At 66.5% G+C, this 13126-nt stretch carries 11 protein-coding genes; 4 read left to right on the plus strand and 7 right to left on the minus strand.

Annotated features, from left to right (window positions below):
* Positions 1 to 8: 8 nt before the first annotated feature.
* From FXO19_RS07895 to FXO19_RS07915, 5 genes are all read right to left on the minus strand, one after another.
* Positions 9 to 722, minus strand: a complete 714-nt coding sequence (locus tag FXO19_RS07895; RefSeq protein ID WP_149194543.1) for a pseudouridine synthase — start codon at positions 720 to 722, stop codon at positions 9 to 11.
* Between the two features lie 287 nt (positions 723 to 1009).
* On the minus strand, positions 1010 to 1219 hold the full coding sequence (locus tag FXO19_RS07900; RefSeq protein WP_149194544.1) for a cold-shock protein: 210 nt from the start codon (positions 1217 to 1219) through the stop codon (positions 1010 to 1012).
* A 457-nt stretch (positions 1220 to 1676) separates the two neighbouring features.
* Positions 1677 to 2390, minus strand: a complete 714-nt coding sequence (locus FXO19_RS07905; RefSeq protein WP_149194545.1) for a lytic transglycosylase domain-containing protein — start codon at positions 2388 to 2390, stop codon at positions 1677 to 1679.
* 377 nt (positions 2391 to 2767) lie between these two features.
* Positions 2768 to 3019: a hypothetical protein gene (locus FXO19_RS07910; RefSeq protein WP_149194546.1), complete on the minus strand. Its 252-nt coding sequence runs from the start codon at positions 3017 to 3019 to the stop codon at positions 2768 to 2770.
* Between the two features lie 123 nt (positions 3020 to 3142).
* Complete coding sequence (locus FXO19_RS07915) at positions 3143 to 4624, minus strand: DUF1593 domain-containing protein (RefSeq protein ID WP_223115455.1); 1482 nt, start codon at positions 4622 to 4624, stop codon at positions 3143 to 3145.
* A 249-nt stretch (positions 4625 to 4873) separates the two neighbouring features.
* Between FXO19_RS07915 and FXO19_RS07920 the strand changes: the two genes are divergently transcribed.
* Both FXO19_RS07920 and dbpA read left to right on the plus strand, forming a co-directional pair.
* Entirely contained in the window at positions 4874 to 6256 is a 1383-nt protein-coding gene (locus FXO19_RS07920) for a glycoside hydrolase family 140 protein (protein ID WP_223115456.1), read from the plus strand.
* A 332-nt stretch (positions 6257 to 6588) separates the two neighbouring features.
* Positions 6589 to 7971, plus strand: a complete 1383-nt coding sequence (dbpA, locus tag FXO19_RS07925; protein ID WP_149194547.1) for an ATP-dependent RNA helicase DbpA — start codon at positions 6589 to 6591, stop codon at positions 7969 to 7971.
* Positions 7972 to 7983: 12 nt separating this feature from the next.
* Here dbpA and FXO19_RS07930 read toward each other — a convergent pair whose 3' ends face one another.
* Complete coding sequence (locus FXO19_RS07930; RefSeq protein WP_149194548.1) at positions 7984 to 8835, minus strand: LysR substrate-binding domain-containing protein; 852 nt, start codon at positions 8833 to 8835, stop codon at positions 7984 to 7986.
* Between the two features lie 209 nt (positions 8836 to 9044).
* On the opposite strand from FXO19_RS07930, the gene FXO19_RS07935 reads away from it, so the two are divergent.
* Both FXO19_RS07935 and FXO19_RS07940 read left to right on the plus strand, forming a co-directional pair.
* Positions 9045 to 10604 carry an MFS transporter gene (locus FXO19_RS07935; RefSeq protein ID WP_255516344.1) on the plus strand — a complete coding sequence of 520 codons (1560 nt, stop codon included), beginning with the start codon at positions 9045 to 9047 and terminating at the stop codon, positions 10602 to 10604.
* Positions 10605 to 11121: 517 nt separating this feature from the next.
* On the plus strand, positions 11122 to 11730 hold the full coding sequence (locus FXO19_RS07940; protein ID WP_149194550.1) for a TetR/AcrR family transcriptional regulator: 609 nt from the start codon (positions 11122 to 11124) through the stop codon (positions 11728 to 11730).
* Positions 11731 to 11827: 97 nt separating this feature from the next.
* Here the strand turns inward: FXO19_RS07940 and FXO19_RS07945 are convergent, their stop codons facing one another.
* Positions 11828 to 12787, minus strand: coding sequence for an MlaA family lipoprotein (locus tag FXO19_RS07945; RefSeq protein WP_187775688.1), 960 nt, complete (start codon positions 12785 to 12787; stop codon positions 11828 to 11830).
* Positions 12788 to 13126 lie beyond the last annotated feature (339 nt).

The following is a 13126-nucleotide window of genomic DNA, read 5'->3' on the forward strand; positions in this document are numbered from 1 at the left end:
GTGCCGGCTCAGAACCCCGCGTGCCCCGGCAGCAGCGCCCGCAACTCCGTGTCGGTCAGGTTGCGCCACTGGCCGGGCTTCAGGTGGGCCAGCTTGACCGGCCCGATCCGCACCCGGATCAGCTGCTTCACCCGCAAATCGAAGTGGGCCGCCATGAGGCGGATCTGGCGGTTGAGGCCCTGGACCAGCGTGATCCGGAAGCCGAACCTGCCCAGCGGGCCGGTCCGGCACGGCAACGTGGTCTGCCCGTGGACGGGTACGCCGCGGGCCATGCCGCGCAGGATGTCGTGGGTGACCGCATGGTTCACGGTCACCAGGTACTCCTTCTCCAGCTTGTTCTCGGCGCGGAGGATGGCGTTGACGATGTCGCCGTTGCTGGTCAGCAGGATCAGGCCTTCCGAATCCTTGTCGAGACGGCCGATCGGGAAGATGCGTTGCCGATGGTCGACGAAGTCGACGATGTTGCCCTTCACCGAAGTCTCGGTGGTGCAGGTGATGCCCGTCGGCTTGTGGAGTGCGATGTAGACGTGGCGGCGTTTGCCGGGGGCGGCCGTGCGCGGTTGCAGCGCCTGGCCATCGACCATGACGAGGTCGTCTTCGCCGACCTCTGCGCCCACGCGCGCGCGCTGGCCGTTGACCGTCACCCGGCCCTCGCCGATGAGGCGATCGGCCTCGCGCCGCGAACATGCGCCGGTGTCGCTGATGTGCTTGTTCAGGCGCATGGCCGGATGCGTCGCTGTGATCGCGAAAGGCGCGCAGTCTGGCAGATCAGGCGCGCGGGGTCATGGGACACGGAAACGAAGGTCCGGTGACCGGGGCAACCGCAGGCTCAGATTCCCTGGCGCAAGCGAACGGACGTCGGGAGAGTCCCGAGGGCGGCGCATAACCTGCACCCGCAATCGCGCGGGCACATTTGGGTGCGGGAGGATGGACCGCCAAACAAAAGACCCCGGGCGTTGCCGCCCGGGGTCCTGGTACCGCTGATGCGGTGCGAGCGTCGAGTAAAGGCTTACTCGGCCTCGACTTCCTCGGCCTGCAGGCCCTTCTGGCCCTGCGCAACCTTGAACGTCACCTTCTGGCCTTCCTGCAGGGACTTGAAGCCGCTGCCCTGGATCGAACGGAAATGGACGAACAGGTCGTCGCCGCTCTGCGGGGTGATGAAGCCGAAGCCCTTGGCGTCGTTGAACCACTTGACGGTGCCGCTCTGACGATCTGACATGGTGTTACTCCTTGGATCAATTAAGGAAAGCACGGCCCGCGAAATGCGGTGCCGGGACTGTATCGAGCAAGGGGTAACGCGAAGCGATGGAGTGGATCGTCTGGAGAGGCCGGCTTCGGCCCTGGAACCTGTGATCTACCGCATCGGAGCCACGATGTACCGTGATCCCGCTTTGAACAGTGCATGCACTCTACAGCACTTTCCGGCAATAGGGATGTAGGGGAACTAACCGCGGTTGATTCCCTCCGTCCTTGAGGGCTCCCCACATTTTCCTCGCGCATGTCCTCCCCCTTTGAAAACGGGGGATTGAGGGGGATTTGCTGTTGCTATTGCTGTTGCTTGGTCGGGCACCGAGCAAATCCCCACCCCCCTTTTTCAAAGAGGGCAGCCAAGCCATTGAATTGATTGCAGGAAAGCAGGAGGAACCTCCGCCTCCGCCCCCCTTTTTCTTCTTCTCTCAGCGCGCCGGCCGTTCGGGCTTGAACCCCATCGCCTCGCGGTAGCGCAGGTACAGGGCCTGCACCTTGTCGAGGTAGTGCCGGGTCTCCGCGAAGGGCGGCACGCCGCCGTGGAGCGCCACCGCGCCGATCCCGGCGTTGTAGGCCGCGGCCGCCAGGGTCCGGTCGCCGTCGAACCTGCGCAGCAGCATCCGCAGATGCCGGGCCCCGCCATCGATCGACTGCGCCGCCGACAGCGGATCGGCGACCCCGAGCTCGGCGGCGACCGCGGGCATCAGCTGCATCACGCCCAGGGCGCCTTTCGGCGACACCGCGTTGGCATCGAAGCCGCTCTCGGCATGCGCGATCGCGCGCAGCCAGGCCTCGTCCACGCCGGTGGCGCGCGCCGCGGTGCGGAACTGGGCGTCGAAGGCGTCCAGGCGCGGGGCGCCGACGCGCCCGAGCCCGGGATGGGCCGCCTCGCCCGGAGGCGTCTCCACAGTGAACTTCAGGAACACCCGCGAGCCGGGTAGGTTGCGGGTCGAGTAGACCAGCCTGCCGTTCTGCTCGCGCTCGTATAGCGTGCCGCTGAAAACGCCGAAGTTGCCCCAGAGGTTGGCCGGCTTGCCGGGCACGTCGGCCACCTCGTGGGCCTCGCAACGCGATCCCGGTTCGGGCGCGGTGGCCAGGCTCACGGTGCCGTCGCGGACGCAGCGATAGATCGTGCGCGCCATGGCGGGCGCCGCGGCGCCGCACAGCAGCACCAGCACAAGAAGGATGGGAACGGAGGGAACTGAACCTGAGGTTCCCCCACATTTGTCGCAGCCTATCTTCCCCCTTTGGAAAAGGGGGATTGAGGGGGGCGAAAGCCGCCGCTTGCAAGCCGCAGGCTTGCGGCGGTTTGAGCGCTCCCGCGCGCTGCGCGGGGACCGGGAATCGCAAAGCGATTTGCTGTTGCTGTTGCTTGGTCGGGCACCGAGCAAATCCCCCCAACCCCCCTTTTTCAAAGGGGGGAAGCAGCCAAGCCGTTGAACTGATTGCAAGAAAACAGGGGAAGCCTCAGGAACCCGACCCCTCGGCCTTCTAGTTCCCTCCATCGCTATTCTCCCGTTCACATCGGCGGCTCGATGACCTCGTCCAGGCGATCGGGTGCGACCGCGTAGCCGCCATCTTCGACCTCGGCGCGCACCTCCAGCAGCATGCCTTCCAGTTCAGCGAGCTCACCCGCGTCGGCCGCGTCGACGATCTGGATGCAGCGCGCGTTGAACCATTCCCAGAACTGGCGGAAGGTCTTGCCGTGCCAATGTTCGTGGCGGATGCCCTGGTAGAGCTCGCCGATGGCGATGGTCAGGTCGTCGCGCATCACGCGGCCTCTGGATATGGGGGTACAGGTGCCGATTGTGGCCGAAGATCGGGAGCCGGGCCGGTTTCGTTCAGGGCCGGCCGCCGGCGGGTTGCGCGTACCCGGTCGCGCCGGGTGCGGCCTCTATGGCTCCACGCGCAAGACGGTCCGCGCGTACCGGGCCAAGGACGGAGTCCCCTTGTCGTTCACCCTCAGGATGACGTGGAGGTCGACCGGTTTCGTGACGCGGGGCGCCTCGACCCAGACGGTGTCTCCATTCGAGAGGGAAGGAAGATCGCCTACGAAATCGCCTGCCTCCGGGTACCAGAACCAGTGAAACCCGAGGCTGTCGCCGTCGGGGTCGGAGCTTCCGCGCGCACTGAGCGCGACCCCCTGACCCGATTTGACGGTGAGCTGCCGCGGCTGGCCCAGTACCACCTTCGGCGGATGGTTGGCTTCGGCGTAGGGCTTGACGGTCCAGTCCATGCGCGCGGCGAAATCGTTCTGGAAATCGTCCCGCCATCTCCATAACGACACCAGGGCGTCGCGGTAGCGGGGGGCGGTGTCGCGGACCGCCCGGCCATACTCGGCCTGTTCCGGCGGTCCGTAGGCATCGATGGCATTCGTCCAGATGGGACGGGTTTCGGGCCCGTGGTTCTTGTCGTTGAGCATCGTGTCTCCGGACGGGGTGTACAGCCGATAGCGGCCGCCCCAGCCGCCCCAATCCGGCCGTTCCGGATGATTGAGCCCGTTGGGGATCAGGTGCAGGAAGGCAGGGGTGTCGCCTTCCAGTCCCCACACGACATCCGGATACAGCGCGCCCAGCGGGCCGTGCCCCTGCTGGATGTTCTGCGCCACCCAGGCGTTGCTGATGGTGGCGTTGTCGATCCCGTCGATGACGCGATTGATGGCGTTCCAGGTGGCCACGCCATAGTTGTCGCCTGGCGTGACGATGTAGAAGACGCCCGGAAACTCCCGGCGCAGCCAGATGCCGGCATCGTCCTGGTCCGAGATCGTGTAGACCCGCAGCTTGGCGATCAACCGGTCGAGTTCCTCGGGCGTGCGGGTCCGCTTCAAGGTATGCACGGCCTGGGCGAGCGTGTTGGCGCCGCCCCAGACGGACACCCACAGGGGACGGGGATCGGGACGTTCCAGCGCCCGGATGATCAGGTCGGATCCGGCGGTGTCCTTGCCCGGGCCCACGCCCTCCATGCCGTAGACCGAGACACCTTCGGCGATCACCTGGCGCAGGCGATCCGCGTCGGGATACCTGCGGTCATGCGTCACCAAATTGGGCCGGACCTTGGCGTAGCCGTCCACGAGGCGTTGTATCGACTCGGGCATGGGCGACGAACGCTTGTGCGTGGAGGTGGTGGCGACCAGGCCCTCGATGTCGATCTCGTTCGCGTACAGGAACAGGCGGATCAGCGACTGGGTATCGTCCGGATCGGCCTCGATGTCGGTGAGAACGACGAGCCTTTGCGGCGCATCGGCGGTATCGTGCGCGCCGCTTGGGGCGTCCGCGGCAAGCGCGGTCATGGCGCTGCACAGGGCGATGGCGGTGCACAGGAATCGGACGATCAAGTTGTCACCTCGCGGTTGATAGGCCTGGCGCGCCCCTCGCATGCAGGCGATCCTGGGCCGTTGGAGCTGGTGCGCAGCCGTCCACCCGGGCGCGCCCGGTGCTGACGCGAAAGCGCGGGCGCGGCCACGCGACACACTTCACGGCGCACGGCGGCGCAACAAGGCCGGCCGACGAGGCTAGCGGCGCCGAACCCACCTGCGCTAGCATGGAAACCGGTGTCATTTCACGAAAGATAACCCGATTGCCCGCCTCTGGGGCTTGTCCTGGCGGCCGGTGGACGTGGAGGGAGCATGTCGCGAAGTGCCTTGAGGCGTTTCAGTTCTGCGGCGGCGCTGCTGCTGGTGCTGTCGCTTGCCGCTGTCGCCGCTGCAGATGCATTTGCGCAAGGGCGGTTGAAGGTGTCGCCGAACGGCCGTTATCTCCAGCGCGAGGACGGAGCGCCCTTCTTTTATCTCGGAGACACCGCGTGGCAGCTGTTCCACCGGCTCGACCGGGAAGAGGCCGATCGCTATCTGCGGGATCGCGCCGAAAAAGGCTTTACCGTCATCCAGGCCGTCGCGCTGGCGGAATTGAACGGACTGCGCGAGCCGAACGCCTATGGTGAACTGCCGCTGGTCGACTTGGACCCCGCCCGGCCGAACGAGGCGTATTTCGAGCACGTGGACCATATCGTCCGTCGCGCCAACGAACTGGGTCTGGTCGTCGGCCTGCTTCCGTCCTGGGGAAGATACTGGCGCGAGGGCGACGACCAGATCTTCACGCCGGAAGGCGCCGAGGCCTATGGGCGCTTTCTCGGTGCACGCTACCGCAATGACGACGTGATCTGGATCCTCGGCGGCGATTCCAATGTCCGCACTGCGTCCGAGCGCGCCATCATCGATGCGATGGCAGCGGGCCTGCGCAGCGGCGACGGCGGGACGCATCTCATCACGTTCCATCCGCGCGGGCCGGGGCTGTCGTCCGTACAGTTGGGCGAGGCGCCGTGGCTCGACTTCTACATGAACCAGTCGTCGCACGCTGCGCCGAACCACGACACCGGGTTGTACGCCGAACACGATCGCGCCCTGCGCCCGCGGCGGCCGACGATCGATGGCGAGCCACGCTACGAACAGATCCCCGTCGGCTTCTACAACCAGGGCAACAATCCGCATGTGCGCTTCGGCGACGACGACGTTCGCCAGGCCGCCTGGTGGTCGGTGCTCGCCGGCGCGGCGGGCCACACCTACGGCGACAACAATGTCTGGCAGATGTGGACCCCGGGCAGGCAGCCCGCGATCGGGGGCAACGTACCCTGGCATGAAGCATTGCACCATCCCGGCGCTCGGCAGATGGGCCTTCTGCGCCGCTTCATGGAAGCGCATCGTTTCCACACGCTGGTTCCCGACCAGAGCATCATTCTGGACGGTCCCATCGCAGGCGCGGCCAAGATTCGGGCCGCGCGCGCGACGGACGGCTCCCGTGTCATCGTCTATTCCCCGCGCGGAGAACCGTTCACGCTCGATCTGGGACTGATCCGCTCGCCGAGTCACGCCCAATCCTGGTTCGATCCGCGTTACGGCACTGCTTACGCGTTCAGGCCGGAAGAACAAAGCCAAGGCATCCAGACGTTCACGCCGCCCTCGTCGGGTCCGGGCGAGGACTGGGTCCTCGTCATCGAGGCGTTGGACGACTGAAGGGATGCCCGAAGGCCGGACTGCTTCGTAGGAGCGCGCCATGCGCGCGATGCCGCGGGCATCGTGCCGCCACGCGACTCCGTCCACCGGCACGCCTTCCGGTTCGCGTCGGGACCGCCGACCGCCGACCGAGACCGGACATGCCCGCGGCATCGCGCGCATGGCGCGCTCCTACGGAGTTCCTGGGCCGACCTGCCGATGGCTTGCCTGTCCATGCAAACGGGCAAGTCGGATCGGGTCCATGCGTGGCCGGTCGCCGGCGTGTTGCGCATACTCCGCCGCGCCGCGCCGCGCCGGGCGCGGGTACCACCCCAACCTGCGATCATGCGCGCATGACCACGCCGCTTTCGTTCAGCTCCCTCGCCCTACCGCCCGCGCTGCTGCAGGGCGTCGACGCCCTCGGCTACACGGCGATGACGCCGGTGCAGGCGCAATGCCTGCCCGCCATCCTCGACGGCCGCGACGTGATTGCGCAGGCGCCCACCGGCAGCGGCAAGACCGCCGCGTTCGGCCTGGGGCTGCTGACCCGGATCGACCCCGCGCGCATCGGCACCCAGGCGCTGGTGCTGTGCCCCACGCGTGAGCTGGCTGACCAGGTCGGCAAGCAGCTGCGCAAGCTTGCGACCGGTATTCCCAACCTCAAGCTCTCGATCCTGTGCGGCGGCATTCCGCTCGGCCCGCAGCTGGCCTCGCTGACGCACCCGCCGCACGTCGTGGTCGGCACGCCCGGGCGCATCCAGGAACTGGCGAAGAAGCGGGCGCTGCACCTGGGCGAGGTCCGCACGCTGGTCCTGGACGAGGCCGACCGCATGCTCGACATGGGCTTCGAGGACGCGATCCGCGACATTGCCAAGCGATTGCCGAAGGACCGGCAGGGATTGCTGTTCTCGGCCACGTTCCCCGACGCGATCCGCGTGCTGGGCAATGCCATGCTGCACGATGCGCTGGAAGTGAGCATCGACGGCGGCGCGCAGCCGGCCACCATCGAGCAGCTATTCTTCGAAGTGGACCCCGCGCGTCGCGCGCCGGCGCTGGCCGCCCTGCTGCTGCGCCATCGACCGGAATCGACCGCCGTGTTCTGCAACACGCGCGCCGACACCGTGGAGGTCGTCGGCTCGCTGTCCCACTACGGTTTTTCCGCGCTTGCGCTGCATGGCGACATGGAGCAGCGCGATCGCGATGAAGTGCTGGTGCAGTTCGCCAACCGCAGTTGCAGCGTGCTGGTGGCCAGCGACGTCGCCGCGCGCGGGCTGGACGTCGAGGATCTCGGCGCCGTGGTCAACTACGAGCTGCCCACCGATCCCGACACCTACCTGCATCGCATCGGCCGCACCGGACGCGCGGGCCGCGACGGGTTGGCGCTGAGCCTGTGCGCGCCGCGCGAGCTCCCGCGCGCGCAGGCGATCGAGGAGCGCCAGGGCCAGCCGCTGCGCTGGGAACCGCTGCAACCGCTGGCGGGCAAGGCGGGCAACGTCCCGGCCGCCGCCATGGCCACGCTGCGCATCGACGCCGGCCGCACCGACAAGCTGCGCGCCGGCGACATCGTCGGCGCGCTCACCGGCGACGCCGGACTGCATAAGGACGCGATCGGCAGGATCGACGTATTCGCCACCCGCAGCTATGTCGCCATCGCCCGTGCGCACGCGGCCAAGGCGCTGTCGGCGCTGCGCGAAGGCAAGATCAAGGGACGCAGGTTCCGGGTCAACCGCCTGTAGCCCTACCGCTTTCTACGCCATCTCGCAGATCAGTTCGCCGAAGGCGGTGGACGCGGGGGTCTTGCCGCCACTGCTCCAGACCAGCGCGAAATCGATGTCGGGCAGCGGCGGCAGGCCGTACGCGCCGTCGATGATCCGCATCCCGGGCTCGATGTCGTCGCAGGCGATCGCGGTGATCGCCAATCCCGCCAGCACGGCGGCGTGGATGCCCTCCTGGCTGTGCGAGGTGAAGACGATATGGCTGTCGATGCCGGCCTCGTCGAGCGCACGGACGCCCACCTGCCGATGTACGCAGGGCGGCGGATAGAACGCGAACGGCAAGGGCGCGTTGCGCGGGGGCTCGAACGTCTCGGCGACCACCCAGACCAGCCGCGTGCGCCGTAGCAGTCGTCCCGTGGCCGGGCTGTCCGCGTCGCGCAGCGAGATCACCACGGCCAGGTCCAGGTCGCCGCTCCGGATCAGCGCCGGCAGGTCGAGGTTGGCGCTGATGCTGGCGTCCAGCCGCACCGCCGGGAAATCACGCGCGAAACGGCACAGCAGCCGCGGAAGACGCGCGCGCATGAAGTTTTCCGGTGCGCCGAAGCGCACCGTGCCCGACAGCGGGGAAGGGCGGAAACGCCGGGCCAGCGTATCGAACGAGCGCAGGATCTGTTGCGCGTGCCGGAGCAGCTCCTCGCCGTCCTCGGTCACCGTCAGGCTGCGCGTCGTGCGGCTGAGCAGGCGGCGGCCGACCTGTTCTTCCAGGCGCCGGATCTGGTGGCTGACAGCCGATTGGGTCAGGTGCTGGCGCTGCGCCGCACGGGTGAAGCTGCCGGTGTCGGCAACGGCAACGAAGGTGCGCAGCAGGGTCGGATCGAAGTCCATGGCGGGCGTAGATACATGAAGACAATTAATGATAGTCGTAAAACTTAATCATTTCCCTCATCAGAGGGTGTTGCCGACAATGCCGCTCCCCCGCTGCGGCGCGCACCGCGCCTGTGATTGTTCCCGCTCGCCGCCGTCGCCCGATGGCCGCCCGGCTGCGGCGACGGCGTCGAACCGCAGCGGTCCCGACAGCTTCACCCGGAGCGATGATGACCCGCATCAGCCACAACACGGCCGCCTTGATGGCCGTTTCCCTGTCCTCCCTGATGTTCGGCCTGGAGATCTCGAGCGTGCCGGTGATCCTGCCGACGCTGGAGCGCCAGCTGCATGCGGACTTCGCGCAGATGCAGTGGATCATGAACGCCTACACCCTGGCCTGCACCTCAGTGCTGATGGCGGTCGGGACGTTGGGCGACCGCTTCGGGCGCAAGCGCATCTTCGTCATCGGCCTGCTCCTGTTCGGGCTCACTTCGCTGATCTGCGGCCTGGCGAGCAGCGCCTGGACGCTGGTCGCCGCACGGTTCCTGCAGGGCGCCAGCGGCGGTGCGATCCTGATCTGCGGCACGGCGATCCTGTCGCATCAGTTTCCGGCCGGTCGCGAACGTGCGCGCGCCTTCGCGGTGTGGGGCGTGGTGTTCGGTATCGGGCTCGGCTTCGGGCCGCTCATCGGCGGCGCGATCGTCGCCTTGTCCAACTGGCGCTGGGTGTTTCTGGTACACGTGCCGTTGATGGTGGCGACGTTGCTTCCGCTGCTCATCGGCGTGCGTGAATCGCGCGATCCGCAGGCGAAGAAGCTCGACGGCGTCGGCATCGCCGCGCTGTCGCTGGCGGTGTTCGGGCTGGTCTTCTACATCACCCAGGCACCGGGCCTGGGATTGGCCAGTACCGCCGCGATCGGAATCGCCGCGGTGACGGTGGCGGGATTCGTCGCCTTTGCGTGGGCCGAGAAGACGCACCCGCATCCGATGTTCGATTTTTCGGTGTTCAAGCTGCGCGATTTCTCCGGCGCGATGGTCGGCGCGATGGCGATGAACTTCAGCTTCTGGCCGTTCATCGTCTATCTGCCGATCTACCTGGAAGGCGTGCTGGGCTACGGCGTCTTCTCCGCTGGCGCATGCCTGTTCGCGTACACGTTGCCGGCGTTGGTGATGCCGCCGCTGGCCGAGCGGCTGAGCTTGCGCTACCGCGCGGGACGGGTGATTCCGGCGGGATTGTTCGCGATCGGCGCAGGCTTCCTGCTGATGCGGTTCGGCGGCAACGCCGTGCAGGCCAGTTGGGCCACGCTGCTGCCCGGCCTGGTGTTGGCCGGCATCGGGTTGGGGCTGACCAACACGCCGGTGACGAACACGACGACCGGATCGGTCCCCGGTGATCGGGCAGGCATGGCATCCGGCATGGACATGAGTGCGCGCTTCATCAGCCTGTCGATCAATATCGCGATCATGGGATTCATCCTGCTTGCCGGCGTTCATTCCAGCCTGCAGGACAGCCTTGGTGGCCAGATCGGCACCGAACGCCTGCGCGGCGCTGCGGAGAAGATTGCCGCCGGCAACCTGTCTGCGCTGGAGGATCCGCAAGCGCTGCCGCACGGGTTGGTCGCCTCCGACGCTGTCCACGCCGCGCTCGCGCAGGGTTTCGACTGGGTGATGCTGTATGCCGCCCTGGGCGTCTGGCTGCTCGCGGCTTTGAGCCTGGCGATCTTCAACGCCGGCAAGCGTATCGGCTGGGTTGGCTCCGCCAGCCGGGAAAACGGTGTCCGGGACCATTAGCTGTGGAGACGGTGCCAGGAACGAATGGCGTCTACTCGAGCATCGTCATTCCCGCGAAGGCGAGAATCCATGGACGTCATGCCGTCGAAGATCAACGCCATGCGCGCGATACCGGCGACGTCTCCGGTCCTGTCATCGGCGGCCCCGCCGCGAACCGGAAGGCGTACCGGTAGACGGAATCGCATGGCGGCACGATGCCCGCGGCATCGCGCGCATGGCGCGCTCCTACGGATCTCCGGTCGTGTGTATGGACCGTCCGGCTGGTGCCTGGGCATGTCCACGCAAACAGGCAAAAGAACCTCAAATAGCGCCATTCGTGTCAGGGGCAAGGAACCGTGAACCCGGGACCATAGTCAACTTTCCAATTGGAAGTCCCCCGAACGGAGGTAGTCGAGGTTTGCCTCGAACCCGGTACCGGCCGCCATCATGCTTACCATTGGCCTGCCGGCCACGAAATCTGGATTGCCTGGAAGGTCCACAGTTGTATCCTGATGCTCGTCTTCGTTCCGACATCCAGATGACAGCGACCCAGGCGACAAAGTCCAGGCGCAGAGGCCCGGCGCTCGAGAAGGCCATTCTCGAGAGTGCATGGGCTGAGCTGGCCGAGAAGGGGTACGCGGCCCTGACCATGGAAGCAGTCGCCGCTCGTGCTGGAACCAGCCGCACCGTGCTGGCGCGACGCTGGGAAAGCCGCGCTGCGCTCGCCATGGCGACACTCCGCCACCAGATGTCCAAGCACCCGTTGAACGTTCAGGAGTGTGGGGATCTGAGAACCGAGTTGCTCGAGTTCCTCGACCGCGCGGGTGCGCGATTGGGGGTCATTTCGGTGGTATTTTCCCTCCTCCATGTTGAATCGGCGCCAGCCGGCGCCGGAACACCGCAAGAGCTGCGTGCCGCCTTGCGGGAGGGCGAGGGCGGTGTGCTGTCTGCCATTCTGGATCGCGCGGTCCAGCGCGGCGAAATCGATCCGAGCACAATGACGCCTGTCGTTTCCGAGCTACTGGGCGATCTGTACCGGCACTACGCCATCATGAATCGGTCGGCCCCGTCGGAAAAGTTGCGCCAAGCCTGGGTCGATACGATTTTTCTGCCGCTGGTGCGGGCGGACCAGCCGAAGTCGGGCTGAATGTCGCCCGCCGTTCGCGGACCTCCGCGGTTCCGTAGGAGTCGTGTTCGCCCGCTGTTGGATGACGCTCGCATAGGGTTGCCGGCTGGCCGTTGTCCTATGGCCGCTGTTCGATCTGCTGGCGGCGCCTTTGCATCCACGCGTCACGCACAAACGCGTACTCGTCTACGGCTTCGGCGCGCATCTTGTCCAAGGGCAGCGCCGCGGATCGCATGCTGCCGAGTTGCAAAATCGTCAGGCCGGTTTTCACCCCATCACTGTCGAAGTACTGGATCGGTGCGGCGGGCCTGTCGCCGAAGTACCCGACGAAGTCCCGGACCGTGCGTGGCCCCAGGAGGGGCGCGACGAAGTACCGCGAGTCGTCCCAACCCCATACGCCCAGTGTCTGGCCGAAATCTTCAGTAGTGCGTTCCAGCTTCATCCTGCTGGCCGGGTCGAAGATGCCGCCTACCCCTGCAGTGGTATTGACCAGCAGGCGACCGAGCGTCGTGGCCGCGCCGATTGGCCGTCCCTGCAAGATCTGATTGACGAACGTTCGCGGTTCCTGCAGGTTCGCGAAGAAGGCCGTGACTCGATGCTGCACGACATCGGGTATCACCTTGTCGTATGCCACGCCGATGGGGCGGGCGACATATTTGTCCAGCCTGGTGTTGATCGAGTACATCCGGCGGTTGTAGCGCTCCCAGGGATCTCGGATGGCCGTTTCGGGATAGAGGAGCTCGGCATCGAGCTCGGCGCGGGTAGGGCCGCTGTTGTCCACCGGCGAGGCGTCGACCGGGGTGGCCGGCGGCCCAGCGGCGGCCATGGACGCGCCCTGGTTGGTGACGCGTCCCTCACCGGACAGATTCATGCGACCCGGCGCCATCCCCCGCTCAAGGTCCTCCGGTGCATCGGCCGGTACTGCGGAAAGGTCGACGGAGGTGCTGCCCGAGCGGACGCTGGTGGCTTCCATCGGCACGGACGTGCTGGCGGATGCAGAGTTCTTCTTGATATTGGTGGTACAGGCCGCCAGTACGAACACAACGACAAGCGAGAAAAGAGCGCGCAGGGGATGCATGGGAATCTCCGATCGGGGGCTTCGTTCTCCCGTGAGTGGCCGCCTCGCAGGAGTCATATAAGATGCTTATATGCATCTTAATTGATAGAGTACCCCAATGAATTAGATTCTTGTTAGAGTCTTATTACGAGGACGTTGGGTTCATTCCCGAGTCAGGCTGCACAGAAGTGCTACAGGCGATCCCCTTCGGCTGCGCGGTGCTGCGGAGAAGATTGCCGCCGGCAATCTGTCTGCGCTGGAGGATCCGCAAGCGCTGCCGCACGGGTTGGTCGCCTCCGACGCTGTCCACGCCGCGCTCGCGCAGGGTTTCGACTGGGTGATGCTGTATGCCGCCCTGGG

It is taken from the genome of Luteimonas suaedae (assembly GCF_008312895.1).
Taxonomy (GTDB): domain Bacteria; phylum Pseudomonadota; class Gammaproteobacteria; order Xanthomonadales; family Xanthomonadaceae; genus Luteimonas; species Luteimonas suaedae.